Origin of the sequence: Streptococcus sp. AS20 (assembly GCF_000524255.1) — a bacterium.
Classification (GTDB): domain Bacteria; phylum Bacillota; class Bacilli; order Lactobacillales; family Streptococcaceae; genus Streptococcus; species Streptococcus constellatus.
On sequence record NZ_JANS01000011.1, the window covers coordinates 200,429 to 221,867 of the forward strand.

21 protein-coding genes are annotated in these 21,439 nt (G+C 39.6%); all 21 read right to left on the reverse strand.

All coding sequences use genetic code 11. The annotated features are described in order from the left end of the window. Window positions 1-48 precede the first annotated feature (48 nt). The 21 genes from tkt to HMPREF1514_RS06585 all read right to left on the reverse strand — a co-directional run bounded on the left by tkt (window position 49) and on the right by HMPREF1514_RS06585 (window position 21,258). Window positions 49-2,025, reverse strand: coding sequence for a transketolase (tkt, locus tag HMPREF1514_RS06485; RefSeq protein ID WP_037598155.1), 1,977 nt, complete (start codon window positions 2,023-2,025; stop codon window positions 49-51). Window positions 2,026-2,166: 141 nt separating this feature from the next. After that, a complete protein-coding gene (ulaG, locus tag HMPREF1514_RS06490) occupies window positions 2,167-3,258 on the reverse strand; it encodes an L-ascorbate 6-phosphate lactonase (RefSeq protein WP_037598157.1) in 1,092 nt (363 codons plus the stop codon). A 161-nt stretch (window positions 3,259-3,419) separates the two neighbouring features. After that, window positions 3,420-5,090 (reverse strand): BglG family transcription antiterminator, encoded by a 1,671-nt coding sequence (locus HMPREF1514_RS06495; protein ID WP_037598159.1) that lies wholly within the window; start codon window positions 5,088-5,090, stop codon window positions 3,420-3,422. Between the two features lie 207 nt (window positions 5,091-5,297). Continuing rightward, on the reverse strand, window positions 5,298-5,999 hold the full coding sequence (locus HMPREF1514_RS06500; RefSeq protein WP_037598160.1) for an L-ribulose-5-phosphate 4-epimerase: 702 nt from the start codon (window positions 5,997-5,999) through the stop codon (window positions 5,298-5,300). Window positions 6,000-6,001: 2 nt separating this feature from the next. Next, window positions 6,002-6,862: an L-ribulose-5-phosphate 3-epimerase gene (locus HMPREF1514_RS06505; protein ID WP_037598161.1), complete on the reverse strand. Its 861-nt coding sequence runs from the start codon at window positions 6,860-6,862 to the stop codon at window positions 6,002-6,004. 3 nt (window positions 6,863-6,865) lie between these two features. Next, complete coding sequence (locus HMPREF1514_RS06510; protein ID WP_003032302.1) at window positions 6,866-7,531, reverse strand: 3-keto-L-gulonate-6-phosphate decarboxylase UlaD; 666 nt, start codon at window positions 7,529-7,531, stop codon at window positions 6,866-6,868. Between the two features lie 47 nt (window positions 7,532-7,578). Continuing rightward, entirely contained in the window at window positions 7,579-8,064 is a 486-nt protein-coding gene (locus HMPREF1514_RS06515; RefSeq protein WP_003032306.1) for a PTS sugar transporter subunit IIA, read from the reverse strand. 186 nt (window positions 8,065-8,250) lie between these two features. After that, window positions 8,251-8,532: a PTS sugar transporter subunit IIB gene (locus HMPREF1514_RS06520; protein WP_037598162.1), complete on the reverse strand. Its 282-nt coding sequence runs from the start codon at window positions 8,530-8,532 to the stop codon at window positions 8,251-8,253. Between the two features lie 30 nt (window positions 8,533-8,562). Beyond that, entirely contained in the window at window positions 8,563-10,020 is a 1,458-nt protein-coding gene (locus HMPREF1514_RS06525) for a PTS ascorbate transporter subunit IIC (RefSeq protein ID WP_037598163.1), read from the reverse strand. Window positions 10,021-10,187: 167 nt separating this feature from the next. Further along, complete coding sequence (locus HMPREF1514_RS06530; RefSeq protein ID WP_037598214.1) at window positions 10,188-12,317, reverse strand: ATP-dependent Clp protease ATP-binding subunit; 2,130 nt, start codon at window positions 12,315-12,317, stop codon at window positions 10,188-10,190. A 418-nt stretch (window positions 12,318-12,735) separates the two neighbouring features. Next, entirely contained in the window at window positions 12,736-14,550 is a 1,815-nt protein-coding gene (gene glmS, locus HMPREF1514_RS06535) for a glutamine--fructose-6-phosphate transaminase (isomerizing) (protein WP_006269970.1), read from the reverse strand. A gap of 388 nt (window positions 14,551-14,938) precedes the next feature. After that, window positions 14,939-16,138 carry an acetate kinase gene (locus HMPREF1514_RS06540; protein WP_003070781.1) on the reverse strand — a complete coding sequence of 400 codons (1,200 nt, stop codon included), beginning with the start codon at window positions 16,136-16,138 and terminating at the stop codon, window positions 14,939-14,941. Between the two features lie 46 nt (window positions 16,139-16,184). Then, window positions 16,185-17,138 carry a class I SAM-dependent methyltransferase gene (locus tag HMPREF1514_RS06545; RefSeq protein WP_003070782.1) on the reverse strand — a complete coding sequence of 318 codons (954 nt, stop codon included), beginning with the start codon at window positions 17,136-17,138 and terminating at the stop codon, window positions 16,185-16,187. Between the two features lie 84 nt (window positions 17,139-17,222). After that, window positions 17,223-17,549: a competence type IV pilus minor pilin ComGG gene (gene comGG / locus HMPREF1514_RS06550; protein WP_003070783.1), complete on the reverse strand. Its 327-nt coding sequence runs from the start codon at window positions 17,547-17,549 to the stop codon at window positions 17,223-17,225. Next, on the reverse strand, window positions 17,530-17,967 hold the full coding sequence (gene comGF / locus HMPREF1514_RS06555; RefSeq protein WP_003070784.1) for a competence type IV pilus minor pilin ComGF: 438 nt from the start codon (window positions 17,965-17,967) through the stop codon (window positions 17,530-17,532). The genes comGG and comGF overlap by 20 nt, the downstream gene beginning before the upstream one ends. Next, the gene (gene comGE, locus HMPREF1514_RS06560; RefSeq protein ID WP_037598164.1) at window positions 17,951-18,244 is read right to left on the reverse strand and encodes a competence type IV pilus minor pilin ComGE; all 294 of its coding nucleotides are present in this window, start codon (window positions 18,242-18,244) and stop codon (window positions 17,951-17,953) included. Before comGE ends, comGF begins: the two co-directional genes overlap by 17 nt. Next, a complete protein-coding gene (comGD, locus tag HMPREF1514_RS06565) occupies window positions 18,216-18,644 on the reverse strand; it encodes a competence type IV pilus minor pilin ComGD (protein WP_003070786.1) in 429 nt (142 codons plus the stop codon). The genes comGE and comGD overlap by 29 nt, the downstream gene beginning before the upstream one ends. Beyond that, on the reverse strand, window positions 18,604-18,921 hold the full coding sequence (gene comGC, locus HMPREF1514_RS06570; protein WP_006269985.1) for a competence type IV pilus major pilin ComGC: 318 nt from the start codon (window positions 18,919-18,921) through the stop codon (window positions 18,604-18,606). Before comGC ends, comGD begins: the two co-directional genes overlap by 41 nt. Next, complete coding sequence (comGB, locus tag HMPREF1514_RS06575; RefSeq protein ID WP_037598166.1) at window positions 18,918-19,940, reverse strand: competence type IV pilus assembly protein ComGB; 1,023 nt, start codon at window positions 19,938-19,940, stop codon at window positions 18,918-18,920. Before comGB ends, comGC begins: the two co-directional genes overlap by 4 nt. After that, a complete protein-coding gene (gene comGA, locus HMPREF1514_RS06580; protein ID WP_037598168.1) occupies window positions 19,882-20,823 on the reverse strand; it encodes a competence type IV pilus ATPase ComGA in 942 nt (313 codons plus the stop codon). Before comGA ends, comGB begins: the two co-directional genes overlap by 59 nt. Before the next feature lie 69 nt (window positions 20,824-20,892). Beyond that, window positions 20,893-21,258: a DUF1033 family protein gene (locus tag HMPREF1514_RS06585; protein WP_037598169.1), complete on the reverse strand. Its 366-nt coding sequence runs from the start codon at window positions 21,256-21,258 to the stop codon at window positions 20,893-20,895. Between the last annotated feature and the right edge of the window lie 181 nt (window positions 21,259-21,439).

The window sequence follows — 21,439 nt, forward strand, 5'->3', positions numbered from 1 at the left end:
CTTTCACAAACAAAAAATCGAGGCAATCTCACCTCGATTTTCGAGATTTTATTTCAAGTTTTTCACAACCTCAACGATATGTTCAACTGTGAAACCGTACTCTTTCATTACTTTAGCTGCTGGAGCAGAAGCACCGAATTTATCAATACCGATAACAGAACCGTCAAGTCCAACATATTTGTACCAAGATTGGGTTGCAGCCATTTCAATGGCAACACGGCGGCGGACTGCATTTGGTAGAATTTCTTCTTTGTAAGCAACGTCTTGTGCATCAAAGATGTCTGTTGATGGTACACTGACAACGCGAACTTTTTCCCCTTGTGCTTCCAACTCTTTTGCAGCTGCAACAGCTAAGTTGACTTCAGAACCAGATGCAAGAAGAATTGTATCAAAACCACCTACTGTTTCATACACCACATAAGCGCCTTTTGCTACCTTGTTAAAGTCAGTTTCAGCTTCAACAGTCAAGTTTTGACGAGTAAGAACCAACGCTGTTGGAGTTGTTTGACTCTTCAGCGCCAAGTACCAAGCCGCCTGTGTTTCACGCGCATCCGCTGGACGGAAAACAGTGAGATTCGGAATTGCACGAAGACCTGCTAAGTGCTCAATTGGTTCATGAGTTGGACCATCCTCACCAACTGCAATCGAATCATGGGTAAAGACATAGGTCACCGGTAAACCTTGAAGAGCTGACAAACGAACGGCTGCTTTAACATAATCTGAGAAAACAAAGAATGTACCACCGTAAACACGAAGCCCTCCGTGAAGTGCCATACCATTTAAAATAGTTCCCATAGCAAATTCACGGACGCCGAATTGAATGTTGCGGTTAAGGCGGTGGGCATCATCTTGCAAGCCATCTTCTTTGATATAAGTCATATTAGAATGAGCTAGGTCAGCAGATCCGCCAAGGAAAGTTGGAAGAACTTTAGCTGCTGCATTTAAAGCATCTTGGCTAGAATTACGAGTAGCTTGTGAGAAACCTGTTTCTACTACTGGGAAATCTGATTCCTTGATTTCAACTGGGTCATGACCTTCAATAATTGCTGTGACTTCTGATGCCAGTTCTGGATAAGCGGTCTTATAGGCTTCGACTAGGCTAGTCCATTCAGCATAAGCTTGGGCTCCGCGCTCTGCAACATTGACCCGATAATCTTCGTATACTTCTTCTGGAATTTCAAACGGTTCGTAATCCCAAGTAAGAGCTGTACGAGTAGCGGCTACTTCTTCTGCACCAAGAGGAGCTCCATGAACGGCATTAGTTCCCTGTTTATTTGGCGAACCATAACCAATCACTGTTTTCACTTCAATTAAGGAAGGTTTGCCAGAAACTTTTGCAGCTTCAATCGCTGCATTGATCGCTTCTAAGTCTGTCCCATCTTTGACCAAATCTGTATGCCAACCGTAAGCATCATAACGAGCCCGAACACTTTCTGTAAAGGAATCCTTGGTTTCTCCATCCAAATTAATATCGTTGGAGTCATAGAGAACGATGAGTTTATCTAATTTTTGCAAACCAGCGTAAGAAGCCGCTTCGCTAGATACACCTTCCATCAAATCCCCATCACCACAGATAACATACGTATAGTGGTCAAAGATATTATAGCCTTCACGATTGTATTTTGCTGCTAAAAAACGCTCAGCCTGTGCAAAACCAGTTGCCATAGAAATTCCTTGACCAAGTGGACCAGTTGTCGCATCTACACCAGCAGTATGTCCAAATTCGGGATGCCCAGGCGTTTTAGAACCCCATTGACGGAAGTTCTTGATTTCTTCCATTGTGACATCTTTAAAACCTGATAAATGAAGCAAAGCATAGAGCAACATAGACCCATGCCCTGCTGACAAAACAAAACGATCGCGATTGATCCAATTTGGCACTTCTGGATTGATGCGCATTTGCTTGGTAAACAAGTCATAAGCCATCGGAGCTGCGCCCATGACAACACCTGGGTGACCAGATTTTGATTTTTCAATGGCATCAATTCCTAAAAAACGAATGGCATTGACAGATAAATTTGACATTGAACTCTCCTTTTTATATAAGCACTTATCTTTAACAAAGATACGCTATTAATCATTTGGAAAACGATAACATTCCATCCTCTATTATATGAAAATTATCCGCATATCGCAATGTATACGGATAATTCCCACTTAATTTTTTTATAGTAAAGCTTTAAATTGAATGTTTGAATCATGCTCAAAGCAATCATCAAAGCCACGTGGGTGATGATATTCAATCCTGTCTTTGTCTTGCGGATAGGTATATTTACCACCGACTTCCCAGATGAATGGATGGAATTGATATTGGAGGCGCTCTTTACGCATCTTCCACAAGGCTAAAATCTCGTCCGTTGAAGCCATGAAGTTAGACCAAATATCATAATGAACTGGAATAATAACTTTGGCACGAAGGTTTTCAGCCATACGAAGCAAATCAATCGAAGTCATCTTATCTTGAATACCGATTGGGTTATCACCATAGTTATTAATAGCCACATCAATCTTGAAATCTTTTCCGTGTTTGGCAAAATAATTTGAGAAGTGCGAATCTGCACCATGATAAATTGTACCACCTGGCGTTTCAAAAATATAATTGACTGCTTTACGCGCCATTTCTTCATCTGTTACAGGCAGACCTTTCAGTTCACCATCTTGGGCATCAGCACCATCAACTGGAAGTGTTACCAAGCAAGTTCGGTCGAAAGATTCCACAGCTGATACTTTAATATCTTTAAACTCAAAACTTTCGCCGGGTTTAATCACGATGATACGTTCTTCTGGGACACCCCATTTTTTCCAGATTTCGCCACATTCATAAGGTCCGACAAATTTAACATGATTCAATTTCGGATTGTTGACAATCGCTGCTGCAGTATTGATATCAATATGGTCACTGTGAAAATGCGATACCAGATAATAGTCCAACTCATTAATCATAAATGGGTCAATCACCATTGGCTGCACGCGTAAGTTTGGTTGCAATTTACGTACGCCTGCCATATTTGCCATTTGATGTCCCCGCACCATATCTTTGACCTTTTTAGTTGATTTTCCGCGGTTAGACCAAAGATCCATGACCACATTAGCTCCGCCTGGCGTCTTAATCCAAACACCACAATTCCCTAACCACCACATAGCAAAGTTACCTTCAGGCACTACTTCTGCTTCAATTTCTTCGTTAAGCCAAGTACCCCATTCTGGGAAAGTACTTAAAATCCAAGATTCCCGAGTAATTTCGTTTACGTTTGGCATGATCATTCCTCCTCAAGATAATATTATATTTCTATCTTTAGTATAAGCTGCTCTAAGAGAGAAAAAAAGACCAAATAAAACACAAGGCTGTGTTCAAGATTGGACTATTTTTAGTACTTAAAAAAGCCGGGAATTCTATCCCTAGCTAGTCATCCATTCTTTCATTCTTCCGTTGAAGTTGATAATAATTCTTCGTTTACAAGTTTTTGAATTTTATTTTTCAGCTCTTGTGTCCGAGCTGAATCTTTGATGTAAGACGCTAAAAGGTGCTCTAACTCTTGACTAAATCGCACTCCTTTAGTAGAAAGGGTTTGATCTTTCACAAAAGAAGTAATATTCAATACGTCCTCGTAGTCCAAAATGGGCTGAACCTGGATCGTTGGCAGAGTGGTTTCCAATCCGTCATTTGTCGTAATTAATAAATCCACATCTAAAATGTCTTCAACGCTTTTGAATTGTTCTGTCGTAAAAACAGCACTTAAATTTTCATTTGGTAAATGATACAAGCACTGTTTGAGTAGCAATTTCTGCACAGCTACTCCTTCATCACAGACTAAATAAATCCGTTTGGCATCTTGTTTTTCAGCACGATTATGTTTTAAGAATCCACCCATGTGCAAGGCAAGGTAAGCAACTTCATCATCGGTTAATGAAATAAGCCAAGCTTCCTCTAAAATCACAGAACAAGACTTAGTGACTGCAAACAAATCTGCATATTTTTCCTTGATCTGTCGTGTCAATGGATTTTTAGATAGAATGCCGTAGGTTTTACGAAATAGTAGAGCTTTGCAATGCGTCAATAAATTTCGCAACAAATCTTCTTTATTTTCAATTTCAAAGTGTGAACTAACTTCAAAACGCCAGATAAACTCATCAATCGCCTCTTTTAATTGGACAAAATCTTGACTGGTTGCATGAATATCCCGATCTTTCCGGTAAGAAAGCAAAAGAACAGTTAAGAGTGAAATCTCAATATCATTTAATTTCAAGCCGAATGTCGCCCCTAAATTGTTATTCAAATGTTTAGCTGCTTGATATTCAATCCGCTTGCGAATCAAGGTAAACTCACGCTTCAAATCTTCCTGTTCTTCCTCACTTAAAGCCATATTTCGACAGCTCAACAGAAGATATGGCAAGACTTGCAACATAAATTTGATTTCATGGCGATTGATTTTCTTACCTAAGTCTTGCTCTACATCTTGTACCCTTTGGTTAAGAAAGTCTTGTAAATCATCCGACAGAAGAATCTCATCACCAACAAAATTCCTTATCTTCTTTGTTAAAATCGTAACAAAACTATGATTTCCCTCTGCAAAAATGTGATACAAGAGAGAATGTACATATTGGATTTTATTGAGTGGATGACATTTCAAAAGATATCCTTGCGCTTTTGTGGATGTAAGGTTGACTTGATACTGCTCTGAAGCTAACTGATTGCGGATTTCGTTCAAATCATTAAGAACGGTATTCCGAGACACCTCGGTCAATTCCATCAGTTTTTCAATGGTGACACGCTTGTTTGCAACACAAATATACAGAACAGTCAACTGCATGCGCTCGGTCATGCTCATGACATAACTATAAGAATCGACTCCTTCCAGCAAGGATTGGCATAATTCTTTTTGCTGTGCAGTTAAGACAATCCCTACCCTTGGACGACTGCTAATCATTTCACCAACCTCTGCCAAAGCGTCATTGATTTTTTCCAAATGATAATAAATCTTCCTCCGCGATTGATTGGTTGCCCGTGAAATCGTCATAATCGTTTCTGGCTCTTTCAGCTGAATGAGGTATCTTAGTAAGTCACAGCTTGTCTGGTCCAATAGTATCATCATTTACTCCTTGAAAGGGACTGTAAATTATTATAACATCTTTTCACACATCTTCCTACGAGATTGAAACGAGTCCATCTGTTATTTTGGTTATCTTTGAGTTTGTTGCGGAAGCAGAATGAGAAAAGCAGGGTGTGGAACTGCCAACCATGACACTCTGAATCATAGTAATCGTTCCACCCCTTGATAGGTTTCTTATCGTCGTTCTTACTTTTTCTGTCCGTAGTAAGCATTCTTGCCATGTTTCCGCAGGTAATGCTTATCTTTGAGCTCTTGCGGTACTTCTGCAACAGTTGGATTGATAGCTTCCGTATAGCGTGCCATGCGAGCAGCTTCTTCAAGTACGACTGCATTATAAACAGCAGACTTTTCATCCTTCCCCCAAGCAAATGGTCCGTGGTTGCGGACGGTTACACCTGCTACTGCGAGTGGATCTAAGCTACGCTTGGCAAATTCTTCAACAATGACTTTACCAGTTTCTTTTTCATACTCGCCATTGATTTCTTCAGTTGTCAAAGCACGAGCGCAAGGAATAGCACCGTAGAAAGTGTCAGCATGCGTCGTGCCATAACAAGGAATATCACGTCCTGCTTGAGCCCAAGCCACACCTTCTGTCGAGTGCGTATGGACAATGCCGCCAACCTCTAGGAATGCTTTATACAACTCAACATGCGTCGGCAAATCTGATGACGGATTGAGATCACCTTCGACAATATTGCCATCCAAATCTGTCACAACCATATTTTCTGGAGATAGATTTTCATACGCCACACCAGAAGGTTTGATGGCAATCAAACCTTTCTCGCGGTCAATCGCCGAAACATTTCCCCAAGTAAACTTCACTAATCCGTGCTCTGGAAGCTCCATATTGGCTTTATAGACACGTTCTCGTAATTCTGGTACTAACATTCTCATAACCCTGCTTTCTCAATGAGTGGATAAAGGAAATCCTGCGCTTCTTTGATAGCTGCTTTGGTTTCTTCCACCGTTTCACAATTTTCAGACCACATTTCAATCAAAAACGGTCCTTGGTAGTTGGTTTTTTTCAAAACGGCAAACATTTCTTCCCAGTTGACACAACCTTTGCCAAAAGGTACATCTCGAAATTGCCCTTTAGAATGCTCCGTCACGGCATAGGTATCTTTTAAGTGCAGCGCAGCAATTGCCTGATGACCAAGGTAAAATTCACTCCAAAGGTCATTATGCCAAGCAGAAACATTACCTGTATCTGGATAGACAAAGAGATAAGGCGAATTGATTTCTTTCGCCACAGCCAGATATTTTTCAATGCTGTTGATAAATGGGTCATCCATAATTTCAATCGCCAGCATGACCTGTGCCTGCTCAGCCCAATCACATGCTCGTCGCAGATTTTTTAAGAAACGAACGCGTGTTTCAGGTGATTTTTCTTCATAATAAACATCATAGCCGGCTAATTGAATGACCCGCACGCCTAAATCCTGTGCTAATTCGATACATTGTTTTATCGTTTCAAGCGATTTGGCTTCTAGTTCAGGATTGTTTGAGCCTAATGGATAACGCCGATGACCGCTAAAGCATATGCTGGGAATCCGCACACCGGTATCATAGATGGCTTTGACAAGCTCTAGACGTTCTTTTTTGGACCAAGTGAGACGTGCCAGCCGAGCATCTGACTCATCAACCGACATTTCCACAAAGTCAAATCCCATTTCTTTGGCAAATTCTAACCGTTCTTGCCAAGAAAAATGCTTCGGTGTCGCCTTTTCATAAATTCCAATTGGACGTGCCATAGTTTACCCCCAGATTCGCTTGATTTCGTCTTTGAAAGCACGCGCTGCTGCTGCTGGATTTTCAGCTTCTGTTATTCCGCGTCCAGCAATAAAGGTAAAGACATCCACTCCTTCAAAGAGTTTGAGTGTATCCACATTCAAACCACCTGTCACAGACACACGGAAACCCATTTCAATCAATTTCTTAACTTTATTGAGATCTTTTTCACCCCAAGTTTCGCCGGCAAGAAGGGCATCGCGTGATTGGTGATAAATGGCTTGCGAGATACCAGCATCCAACCAAGTCTGAGCTTGCTCATAAGTCCAATCACCGTAGAGCTCAATCTGAATTTCACCGCGTTCACCGCGTTCTTCTTGTATAGCTTTCAGGGCTGCTTTCATGGTTGGAATCGTCGCACAACAAATGCAAGTCATCCAATCCGCACCGCGTACGGCATTATTTTTAGCAACTGTCCCACCAGCGTCAGCACATTTAGTATCAGCTACGATGATTTTATCAGGAAATAAACTACGCAGCACTTCTACCAACTCACTGCCGACTTGCAAGAGGCAAACCGTTCCTGCTTCAATAACATCTACTTCATGACCCACCGAGACAGCTGCTTTAATAGCTCCTTGCAAATCGGAATGATCCAGTGCAACTTGTAAATTTGGAATATGTTTTGACATCATTTTCTCACTTTCTATTTTCTAATATATTGAAACACAACCATTTACTAACTATCTAAATCCAATCCTTCTAAATAAGGACTATTTTTTGACTCATCAATCAAAGCTAGAACTTCTGCTTCTGTTTGACAAGCTAACAAACGATCAATAGAATTTTCCAATTCAAAAAGAGCAATGATTTGTGGAATTGCAACACTCGTATGAATTTTTGAACTCGTTGCTGCAAGAGCTAACAAAACACTCACGCCTTTTCCGTCCGAGAAAGTTACAGGCTCCTTCAACGTCACCAAAGAGAAAGCATCTCTTTGAACACCAGCTTCTGGTCGTGCATGCGGCATAGCCATACCGGGCATCAAAATATAGTAAGGACCATATCCTTCTGTGGATTCGATGATAGCATCATAATATTCAGGCTTAACAGCTCCACTTTCAATCAAAGGGTCAACAGCAAGTTTGACCGCTTCTTGCCAAGTTGAAGCAGAAAGACCTAAACGAATGGAGTTGTTTTCAATCAATGCTTGCTTTAGGTTCATCATGTTTCCTTTCATCAGTTATAAGAATAAGAAAAAGTCCTTTTCTAAAGAAACTACCGCTTCCTATCCGTTCTAACATTTTCGTCCAAGTTCTATTCTTGTTAAGTGAATGAGGCTAGAGCGTTTGCTCTAAGCCCCTCATCCTTTCCTATTGTATCAATCTTATGACAAGGTCAGTCGTCCTCATCACTCTAGTACCTGAGACAATTTTTCAGTAATTTCTTTGTCATCCATCAGATTATCCAGACCAATCAATTTACCATTTGTCCGTCCATCCAATTCATGAATCAAATGAAGAGAAGCAATGACAATATCATAACCAGAAGCAAGGCTTTTTGCTTCTCCAACACTGCAAGAATTGACGGTAAAATCTGTTTGTCCTAATTTTTGCAGAGCATTTTCTACTTTCATCTTAATCACCATAGATGAGCCCATGCCATTTCCGCACGCTGTTAATACCTTAACCATATTATTTTCCTCCAATATTTAAATCTATTTTTATTCTTCTGCTTGAACATCACCACGATAGTAGGCTTCCTTGTCTTTTGCTTTGGCAAATTGTAGTTGCGGAATAATCAGCAAGAATACACAAACAAGAATGTAACCTACAATGCCAAGATATTTGAAAAGATAACCAAAACCAAGCCAAGGGAATTCAAAGTCAATATTTCCATGGTAACCACCGTAAGAAGCCAGACCGAGAAGTGCCACACAGAGAGCACCAAGCGCTACTTGCAATACACCTGAAATAAAGGACAGGATAACCGCCGCTTTCCAGCCACCACGCTTATCCGCATAAACTGCAATCGCTGCATTATCAAAGAATACTGGAACGAAACCAGTGATAATGAGAATTGGATTCTTAAAGATAATTAAGAGCATAATGGTAATCAATTGACCAATTAAGCCAAAAGCAAATCCTGAAAGCACCGCATTTGGTGAACCAAAACCATAAGAAGCTGCAACGTCCACAGCTGGGAATGAACCAGGAAGCAATTTGTTAGAGATACCTTGGAAGGCATTCGTCAATTCTGCTACAAACATCCGCACCCCTTGCATCAAGACAAAGAGATAAACTGAGAAAGTAAAGGCTGTTTGAATGATATACATGTAAAAATCTTGCTTAGCAGGGTTGTAAACTGTACCTGATGTAATGACTTTTGCATTGGACATGATATCCGGACCCAAAATTAAGAGAATAGCTCCAAAGAAAACCAACATCAACGTCGCCGAAGCAACCACTGTATCATGGAAAATAGACAAGAATTTTGGCAACTTCAAATTGTCAAGATTTTCTTCTTTCTTGCCAAATTTGCCTGCAACTTTATCCACAAACCAAATCGCAAATTGTTGTTGGTGACCAATCGCAAAACCACCGCCACCAGTTAAACGTTGTGTTGCTTCTACTGTCATATTAGAGCTGACTGCCCAGTAAAGTCCACAGATGACACCGATTGCCAGCACGCCCCAGCTATTACGCAATTGAGGAACAAGGAGAAGAACCATCAATGAAACGGTCGCTGCTTGTTGAACCATGATATGACCTGTAATGAACAGCGTCCGTACTTTCGTAATTTTCCGAAGAGCAACGAGCAGGATGTTGACACCAAAACCAATCAAGAGTGCTGTTGTTGCTGCTCCGACAAAGTTTGGAAATTCTTCTGCAATCTTTGTATTTGCCGCTGTCAATCCAAAGTAAGGGTCAATTACCGCTGCACCAATCTTAAACTTAAAGTTCAGAGCCGCTAAAATCGGACGGAAAGTTGTTACCAAACCTCCAGCCCCAACGTTCAACAGCATATAACCAACTGTCGCTTTGATGAAACCAGCATAGACATCATGCGCTGGTTTTTTCAATAACGCATAGCCAATGAGAACCAAAAGACCTACAAAGAAGGCTGGATTCTGCAAAATATTTTGCGAGAACCAGTTCAGAATGTTTAAAATGATGTTCATTTTAACTCTCCTTTTTTCTATTTTATTTGTTCTTTCTAAGTCTATTATAAAAGATGTAAGCGGTAACAAAAAGACCAAGAATTACACAAGCAACTGTTCACTCTTGGACCTGAAAATTAAGCACACTTAAAAAACGCCGGAAATCCGCTCCGGCGTTACTCTTCTGTTTATTTTTTAGTTTGATGCTCTTTCGCTTCTTCGATAACTAATTCATCATCTTTCAAATCTGCAAGAAGATGTTTCGCATCTAAATGATCAAGATGATAGTCTGTTACCTTATCACGGATTTGTTGCTCAATCACACGACGAAGCGGACGAACACCCATAACTTCATCATATCCCTCTTCTGCTAGATAATGTTTGGCTGCATCTGTTACTGTTAACGTGATGTCTTTCTTGGCAAGTGTTTGGTTGACTTCATCCAACATCAAGTCGACGATTTCAGCTAAATCCTCTTTACCAAGATGAGAGAATTCAATGACTGCATTGAAGCGATTCAAGAATTCTGGGCGGAAGTATGGTTTTAAGCGATCCATAATCTTCCTATCCTTTTCCTCATCACCAGTAAAGCTTTCATACCCAAATCCAGCATTTGATGTAGCAATAATAACTGTATTCTTAAAGTTGACAGTATTTCCTTGTCCATCTGTCAGACGTCCATCATCTAAAACTTGCAGTAACAGTGTGATGACTTGCGGATCGGCTTTTTCAATTTCGTCCAGCAAGATGATAGAGTAAGGATTCCGACGAACACGTTCTGTCAAGGTATTGCTATTGTCATCATAGCCGACATAACCAGCTGTTGTACCAATCAACTTCGACACAGCCGTGCGGTCAGAGTATTCAGACATGTCCAAACGGATAATGGCTTCTTTAGTACCAAACATATCAAGCGCTAATTGCTTCGCTAGCTCTGTTTTTCCAACACCAGTTGGGCCGACAAAGAGGAAGCTACCAATCGGACGATTTCCTTCATCAAAACCTGCACGATTCCGACGAATAGCGCGCGCCACTGCTTCAACTGCTTCGTTTTGTCCAATGACTTTTGTCTTCAATCGCGCATTCATCTCTTTCAACCGTTCAATATCACTAGTCCCCATTTGGGAAACAGGAATGCCCGTCATACGTTCTACAGATTCTGCTACATCATTGACAGTTGCAGTCACCTTCATGTCTTCCGTATGATTTTCAATCTTTTTTTCTAGCTCTTCAATACGCATCTTGGCATTCAAAGCAGTTTCAAAGTCTTCTTTTTCAACCGCAGCTTCTTGCTTTTTCTTTTGCTCTGCAATTTCACGTTCCACTGTATGCACATCTGTAACAGGATGTTGAGCTGCTAAATGAGCCGCTGTCACATCCACTAGGTCAATCGCTTTATCTGGCAAGCTGCGTTGTGGAATATATTGAATAGAGAAGTCCACGGCAGCTTTTAACACTTCATCTGGCAAGATGACATTGTGGTGTTTTTCGTATAAATCACGAATTCCTTGCAAAATCTTGTAAGTATCTTCTGCAGATGGAGCATTGACTTTTACTTCATTGAAACGACGAGCTAAAGCTGCATTCTTCAAAATGGTATTTCGGTATTCATCCTGAGTCGTCGCACCGATAACTGTCAGTTCACCACGAGATAAAGCTGGTTTCAAAATATCTGCTAGACCTTTTGATCCACTATCACCGCCTGTGCTTCCAGCGCCGAGAATTTGATGAATTTCATCAAAGAAGAGAATGATATTGCCGGCCTCTTTCACTTCAGATACTAAATTTTGAATATTTTCTTCAAAACTACCACGATACTGTGTACCTGCTTCTAAACCAGAAATATCAATAGAAACAATCTCTTTATTCTTAATGGCTGCAGGAACATCCCCATTAACGATCGCTTGTGCTAAACCTTCGACAACTGCGGTCTTACCAACCCCAGCATCTCCAACTAGTACTGGATTATTTTTCGTCCGCCGAGAAAGGATTTCAGCCGTTTCTTGAATTTCCTTATTGCGTCCAATAACAGGATCTAACATATCTTGACGCGCTTCTTCTGTCAAATTACGCCCTAACTTCGCTAAAATACCATCGTGTTTGAGTCCACCTGCTTGCCCCTGCATTTGTGATGTCTGACCTTCCGCTACTTGCTTCGGTAATTTACCTGTTGCACGATATTGTGCAAATTCTTCCGGTGTCACTTCACGTCCATTGATAAGATAACGCCGATTTTCACTGTTAAAACCGCCCATTCTTCCCATCAATTGATTGAAAAGATCATCCATATTATCAAAGTTGTTATAGTTATTGTTCATATCTGCACCTCGCTTATGTTTTACATAATTTTTGAAACTGCTTAAAATATAAGACAAAGTGAGCAACTCTATCTTTTGGATTTATATTTATAAAAGGCAGTTTAATAGTTTACATAATTTTTATTCTCTCCCAAAATAGAGATGAAATTCTTTTAGCAAAATACCTCTAGAAATTCATCTTGTTTTGGCGAGTGTAACGGACTTCGTCTCTTTCCGTTTACAATTGTAATTATATCTTGTTACACACAAAAAGTCAATAGATTTTTGTGAAAAATTACATAATTTTTGATATTTTGAACTATAATCTTAACAATAGTTTTTCTAATTTCATTTTCCACAATTTCACCAAAATTAACTTTTTTACTTTATGTCAATGCTACAAAAAATCACCAAGTACTTTACTCGATGATTCTTCTTTTTATTCTACTGTAACAGATTTAGCAAGGTTTCGTGGTTTATCTACATCTAAACCGCGATGCAAAGTTGCAAAATAAGCAATCAACTGTGTCGGCACGACCATAGAAATTGGTGACAGATATGGATGAACAGACATTAAAACAATATCGTCCCCTTCTTTTGCTACATTTTCTTCTACAACGGTCAAAACATTTGCACCACGCGCCACAACTTCTGATACATTGCCGCGAGTATGACTGGCCAATTGCTCATCGGAAGAAATCAAGGTTATTACTGGCGTACCGTCTTCAATCAAAGAAATCGTTCCATGTTTTAACTCTCCAGCAGCAAATCCTTCACACTGGATATAGGAAATTTCTTTTAATTTTAGGCTGGCTTCCATAGCAACATAATAGTCTTGTCCTCGACCGATATAGAAAGCATTGCGTGTTGTTGCGAGTAACTCATGTACTTTTTCGTCAATACTGTCTTTTTCAGATAGCGTAGCCTCAATGGCTTGCGCCACAATGGATAATTCATGCACTAAATCAAACTGTTTTGCTTTTTCATTGGCATTGGCATCTCCAACTGCTTTTGCTAGAAAAGCCAAAGTCGCAATCTGTGCTGTATAAGCCTTGGTAGAAGCTACGGCAATCTCTGGTCCTGCATGAAGTAACATCGTGTGAGTCGCTTCACGAGACAAAGTGGAACCTGGAACATTGGTTACAGTCAAGCTCGGAATCCCCATTGCATTGGCTTTAACCAAAACCTGACGGCTATCGGCCGTCTCACCAGATTGGCTAATCAGGATAAACATTGGTTTCTTGCTCAGTAATGGCCATCTGTAGCCCCATTCTGAAGAAATCCCTAATTCCACAGGTGTATCTGTCAATTCTTCCAGCATCCGCTTGGTTGCAAATCCAGCATGATAAGAAGTTCCAGCCGCTAAAATATACAACCGATCAGCCTCTTGAACAGCGTTTATAATAGCTGGATCGACAACTACTTGATCATTATCGTCTGTATATGCTTGAATCAACTTACGCATCACTGTTGGCTGCTCATCAATTTCTTTGAGCATATAGTAAGGATAAGTGCCTTTGCCAATATCTGATAAATCAAGTTCCGCAGTATAACTATCGCGCTCAATTGGATTCCCGTCATAGTCCTGCACTTCTACGCTGTCAGCGGTCACAATTACCAGTTCTTTATCATGAATTTCCATGTATTCGCTGGTTTCACGAATCATCGCCATAGCATCCGAACAGACCATATTGTAGCCTTCTCCCAGACCAATTAAGAGCGGTGATTTATTTTTCGCCACATAGATCACGTCTGCATCCTCTGCATCCATTAAAGCAAAAGCATAGGAACCTTCAATGATGTGGAGCGCTTTTTTAAAAGCATCTAGTACTGAGAGTCCGTCCTCTTCAACAAATTTTCCAATCAAGTGAACCGCAATTTCTGTATCTGTCTGACCCTTCAAATCATGTTCAGCAAGATATGTATTCTTAATATCTAGGTAATTTTCGATAACACCATTATGCACTAAAACAAAGCGTCCAGTTTGAGACGTATGCGGATGCGCATTGCTTTCACTTGGTTTTCCGTGTGTTGCCCAACGTGTATGCCCAATACCAGCCGTTCCAGCTACATCAATCCCGATTTTTGAACGAAGGTCGGCAATACGACCAACCGATTTGACTAAGCTAGATGTTTTCCCATTTGTCACAAAAATTCCCGCTGAATCATATCCCCGGTATTCTAATTTTTCTAGACCCTGCATTAAAATATCTGTTGCATTCCGATTTCCAACAACTCCGACAATTCCACACATACTATTCTTTCTAGCAAACGACTTTCAGAAGTCTGCCATCTCCTTCTTTGATTTTTTAAATTGGTATAGTCTAATAATAGCTATACAAAACAAGCTAAGTCAGTATATAATTTTATTGTGAATTTGTCAACAATAAAATTGGTATAGTTCAAAAAAGAAGGGCGGTGCAACCAAGAGACTTCAAGCAAATTTAGTTGTCTTTTATAAACAAAAAAGTAATCTGCTCTAAACGTTTTCTTTACAACATCAAAGTATACTTTGGGCATAGTCTATTGAACATTCAATCTATGATCTAAATAATCCGCTACTTCATAACTAGAAACAAAAAGACTGGATAAAACCAGCCTTTTCTTCCATATGATTGCTCTAGGTTCAATCTTTTAACATTTCATTTTTGATTTTTAAATCGTTCAACATCACGAGCAATAACCAACTCTTCATCCGTTGGAATAACCAGCACTCGAACCTTGGAATCTGGCATTGAAATATCTCCATAATTACCAAAAACATTCTTTTCTGGGTCAAGTTCACAACCAAACCAAGAAATTCCCTCAATAACTAATCGACGAATCGTCACAGAATTCTCACCAATTCCAGCGGTAAAGATAATGGCGTCTGCTCCGTTTAAAACAGCCAGATACTGACCAATATATTTTTGAATACGATCAACAAAGATGTCATTCGCCAACTGTGCTTTGGCATCACCAGCGCGCATAGCGGCATGAATATCACGCATGTCGCTGGATTTCTCAGATACCCCTAAGAGACCTGACTCACGATTTAAAATACGATTAATATCTTCCGGCGTATTCAAATCTTCTGTATGCTCCATCAGATAAGGAATAATCGCTGGATCAATATCCCCTGTGCGAGTTCCCATCATCACGCCACCTAGTGGAGTAAAGCCCATTGAAGTGTCAACAGATTGACCACCTTTGACTGCTGTAATAGAAGCACCATTCCCAATATGGCAAGTAATTAGTTTCAGATCTTCAAGCGGCTTGCCAAGCACTTTAGCGGCTTCCTTGGCAACATACTGATGACTTGTTCCATGCGCACCATATTTACGCACTTTGTTTTCAGTATAATATTTAGTTGGCAATGGATAACGGTAAGCTTTTTCAGGCATTGTTGTATGAAATGACGTATCAAACACAACGACACTTGTAATATCTGGCAACAATTCTTTAAATGCACGAATTCCTGCTGCATTTGCTTTGTTATGAAGTGGTGCAAGAAGCGCTAATTCTTCTACTTTTTGAATCACTTCTTCGCTATCCACAAGTGCAGATTCTTTAAAATATTCACCACCTGCAACGACACGATGACCGACACCTGTGATTTCATCATAGGCTTTAATAATATCAAAGCGCATTAGATCATCTAACAAAATTTTAACAGCTTGTGTGTGGTCATCAATATCTAAAATTTGTTTCTCCGCACGACCATCAAATTTGACCGTTGAAATGGAATCTTTGAGACCAATTCGCTCAATTAACCCCTTAGCGATGACCTTTTCAGCTGGCATTTCGTATAATTGCCATTTTAGACTAGAACTTCCGGCATTGATTGAAATTGTTTTTGACATAAATTACCTCTTTTAAGCGTTTTCATTTATTATATCAAAAACTTGTTTAAATTTCACTTTCTTGGCTCCAATTTTGAAACTTTTCGCTAAATGTCAATAAATCCGCTTGATTCTGCAAATCAGATAAAGCATAAACAAATGGTTGGACAGCTTGTTCATCTTGCTTTTTCAGTACAAAAATTGTTTTAGCGTATGCTGCATTTCCAAAAAGAGACTCTGGTAACGCAATCATTGCAACTATTTGTGCATGCTTCTGCAACCAATTTTTTAATAAATCACTTTGTGTGCTAGTCAGTAAATCATTTGGTGCAAGGAAAATAGCATAACCATCCGATTTGAGATACTTGAGCGATTGTTCCATTAACAAATGATGAGCATAAGTATGCTCCTGTCTACTAGCCACTTCATAGCGCGTCGCAATGTTATCATCAGGATAAAAGCCAACTGGTAAATCACTGATAATCACATCGCTTTCTTTCAATACTTGCGGGCGCACCGCATCACCTTGCACAAAACTAACTTTTGCATCCATCACATCTGCGATACTGGCTGATATATCAATTAGCAGATCGTCCAATTCCAGCCCTAGATAATCCACGTTTTTATTTGTATTATTAAGAATGGTTTCTGCCAAATTTCCCATTCCACTACCAATTTCCAACACATCAATATGTTCTTTATTACTCAATTGGTCAATGAGAAATGTTACGATAAAACCAATAGAATCCGGAGTAAATTGATGATTAGCTTGCAAAGGCTCTGTTTGAGCCGCTTTCATCAACAAAAATTGGTATGCTCGTCGCCATTCTTCTTTATCTAATTTCAAAGATTTAAGTGTTTCATTATTTTTTTTGACAATAGCTAGCTCTGTATTTCCATCCAGATAAACCCCATTTTGCTCGACCAAAGCATCATAAAAATTCGTCAAAAGAGTATTTTGGAGCTCCTGAACATTCTCTAACAAAAGCGAATAAGCCTGTTCTATTTTTTCAAAATTCATAGTATCCTCCGCTCCCTATCATACCAAAATTTATCTCTTTTTGCGAGCGAGTCCTCAGTTGCTCACATCTAGTTCTATTCTCACTTATTCGTCTAAATTGTCATTGGTTTGATTGGAATGCATAAGTGGGAAGCGAAATTGATAACGGCGACCAGTGTTCATTGTTACTGTCAGGATGAACTCTTTCTCATCTTTCTGATCTTGCACATACCCCTGTTCAAAATTCCTTTGTTTAGGATTTTCATTTGCTACAGCTGCCATTGCATAAGCCTGTATTCGCTCTCGGTTTAGGGTGAAATTCCTGTGATTTGCAGTTTGCCGATGAAGGTAAAATTGCAAAAGTAAGCTAAAGACAGCTGTTATAAAAAGGGCATAGAGCATAATACCTGCTTTAACTCTTTGTTTCCACACGATAGACGAACTCCCTTTCCAATCCTCGCTTAAATGTCATTCTGATATGAATCAGCTCATTTTTCTGTGAGATTTCTGCTTTTTTCACATTATAAATCATAGGCTGATAGCCTTTCCCATTTGCATTGGTTTTTCTGAAATCTTGTCCACTTGACTTTCCAAATGCAATCGTCTTACCGTCCTGCTTCATGTATAAACGATTGTTCTCCACTTTTTCAAATGAAGAATGAATCAATTCCGCTTCTAATTGATGGGCAAACAAAAGCCATTCTCGTTGTTCACTGTGTTGTCGAGCTCGGACCTCCGAAGCCAGAAGACGCGTCATCGATTGAAATAATAGCACACTCCCGCTGATTACAAAGAGGGCAACCAGAGCCTCTAAAAGTGTAAAAGCTTTCACTTTATTTGCCTTGAACACCGACAATCAGCTCCTTCCCATGATAAATCTGGATGCCTTGTTGACTTTTTTTAACACGAACTTCAATACCGTTTATTGTTAAATGGCTTTGCTTTGTTTGTAATGCCATATTAGCCACTCTTAGAACTTCTTCTTTTTTCAGTAAATCATTTTCTGTCTGTCGAGACTGATGGATCTGCCCCAATAACAAGGTCACAATAAACGCAAAAACAGCCGATGCCAATAAAGCTTCTAATAAAATCGTTCCTCTAACGCATTGTTTTCTTAAATTTTCCATTTCCTAGATATAATTGATACGTAATTGTTTGCTTTTTTGTCTGAAAGATAACCTTTCCGAGCGATGAATTGCCGCCTGCCTTGTCAAAATGAAGTGTCAGGTCTTCCGGAGCCTGAATCGAGCGAGGAACTGCCAAATGGCTGTAACCATTGGAAATTCTCTCGCGAGAAAAATTCATGTCCAACTGACTTTGAGCTGCACTACTCAACTTCTGACTTTCCCGATAAAAATGCTCAAACTCTAGAAAGAAAATTTGCTGTTCTACTTGCTCAAACGATGAACGTACTGAACCTGATACAGCAAGCAATAAGAGACTCGTCATAAATAAGGTCAGCAAACTTTCCAAAAGCGTAAAACCTTTAATCTGCAACTGTGCGAGCTTCTTTTGTATGTTTTGCATAATAAGCCTTGTATGATGCTGCTTGCTTGTCTGTAATAGTTCCTTCACTGACTAATTTTGAAAGCGTCGCTTTTTCATTAGTGTGATTCACTTCAAAAAGCTCTGCCTGACTTTCGACAACCTTCACAACAGCTGCATTTCCTTTTTCCGTTACAGCTTCTTTTTGTTTGGTCAAATTCGGAACAAACAAAAGCATCAAAACACTGATGATTAGAAGCACCACTAACATTTCTACCAAAGTGAAAGCTTTTACCTTTATATTTTTAATTTTTTTCATAATTGAACCTCCATATTTTGATAAATTGGCAGCAACATGGCTGCATACAATAAAACAATAACCAGTGCCACAAAAACAAAGACAAGCGGCTGCACTAAGTTCATAGCTTGATTGATCCGACTAAAAAACTTCTCCCACGTTTTTTGAGCATAAACTTCTAATTCACACCCCAATTTGGATTTCACTTCACCGTATTCAATTATCAAACCCAATTCCTTTTTAAAAAACGGGTAGTGTTTAACCACTTGGGAAAATTCCTGACCATTTTGCAGTGCAACTTCTAAGTCTTTTCCAATTTCTTGAAACATAGCAGAGCGTTGCCCTTGCATCATATGAAAAATCTGACTGAGTTCTAAACCTTGACCAATCATATTTCCCCATTCGCGCGCATAATAAGCTGTCAAATACGCTTGAATAAAAGTTCCACAAAAAGGAAGTCGAGCCAAGAAGCTAAACACTACTATTTTTGAGCTTTTTCTAAACCAATAAAAACCTATCGCTAACAAAACAAGCACTACTCCTAATGAACCCAGAAAAATTTGCGGCAACTGACTAATCAGCTGCGTTGCACTATTTTGGCGTTCTAACTGCGGAAGTAAATAATTGCGCAGCCCTAACATAATGAATACTAAAAAAATAAGTAAAATGAATGGATAAGTAGCTACTTCAATTAACTTTTTCTTGACTTTTGAGACATTTTCCAAGTATTCCTCAATCTTATTCAGGCTGAGTGAGAGATTCCCATGTAGCTCTGCCAGTGAAAGCTGGGTGACAACACTATCTGAAAATCCTAAACTAGCCATAATTTCTGAAAAAGGTTTTCCTGTTGCTAAACCCTCTTTCATCTTTTCTACATAGGTTTTTTCTAGCAGGGCACTCCGCTTCAAAAAATCAATCATTTCTGCTAAATGAAAGCCACTAGAAAAAAGATTATTCAGCAACTCTACGACTTTTTTCTGCCTACCTATGGATAATTTTTTCCGTTTCTGCCTGCTCAAAAGTGATATGTCCTGCTGCATAAAGCTGATCAATCTGCTTATTCCAGTCACTTGGCTCATGCTCTTGATACCTTTCACTGACAAAATCCACTATTCCTCCTTTCGCAATTAACCGTTGGTAGCAAATTCCTTGCAAAACAATTTTCAGCTCTGCTTCTGTCACTCCCAACTCCAGCAACCGTTCATAGACACCTCGTACGCTTTTAGCATGAATAGTTGAAAAAACAGTCACTCCCGTTAAGCTAGCTCGAACAACTGCCCGTGCTGTCTCCGCATCACGAATCTCTCCGATAATCAATAAATCCGGTCGATGCCGAAGAGAAAGTTTTATCAAACTTTCATAAGTTAAACCAATCGCTTCGTTCAGCTGCAGCTGTAACATCCCTGCTTGTTTGATTTCAACCGGATCTTCAATTGACATGATTTGCTGATCGGCAAAACGCTCTTGAGCCAACTGGTGCATGAGAGTAGTTTTACCACTTCCTACCGGTCCTGAAAAAAGGTAAAGCCCTCGCTGTTTGAAACGTTCTTTCAACTCCGGAATTTGAGCAAACCAAAACTTCAGCTCTGCTTCTTCATCATGCAATAGACGAATCACTAGACTTTCATATCCGCGATAATCCCCCACTGTTGATAACCGTAGCGACGTTTTCTTGTCACTATATTGATAATCGCAAGAGCCCAGCTGACTGCGACGTTTTTCTCCCACATTCATCCCAGCAGTAAACTTGAAATGACTGATTACAGCAGCTAGCTCTTCAAATTCATAATTGCGTATAAAACGGCGTTCATCTCCAATTCGCATATACAACTCGTAAACATTTTCCTTCGGAACAAAATAAATGTCCTGTGCTCGTTCTTCCTTAGCCTGACAAATAATAGCCTGTGCAATGTTTTGAACCATATCTCCTCCTCACTTTATATTATTCGCAGAAGAAAATAAAAAAATGATGAAAAATCACCATTTTGTAAATTATTTAAACGTTAGAGAGCAAGCACGATGTTCCTCTTCACTATTTTGTTTATTATAGCCCGGTCTCCATTTCTCTTTAGGAATGACACCATCATTTTCCAATAAAGCGAGAGAATGGTATTGCTGGACAGAATCACTACATTCTTCACACCAGCGCAAATCTTCTGCAGCCCAAAAAATGGACATTAAATCACTTCGACTTTTATAGAAAGGAAAAGCAGCTACCAACTTCAGCCATTGGCGCTTATAATACTTTAAAGCAGTATAATAGTCATCAAAATGTTGTATAGATACGATATTAGCTTCCCAGTCATCAAAAAACCACCAAGGCTCATCTTTGCCATACATTTCAATCACACAATACACCTGCTTCACCTCCCTTTGTTCTGTTTATTATATCGGAAATGCTAAATTTTTTAAACAGATATGCTCCATTATACAAGTTTTTCGCCATTTGCTCAAAAATGTAGAAAAAGTGGCATTATTTTGATTAGTACTTTTTCATTCATCAAATAAGAAAACGAGACTCTTCTTAAGCCTCATTTCC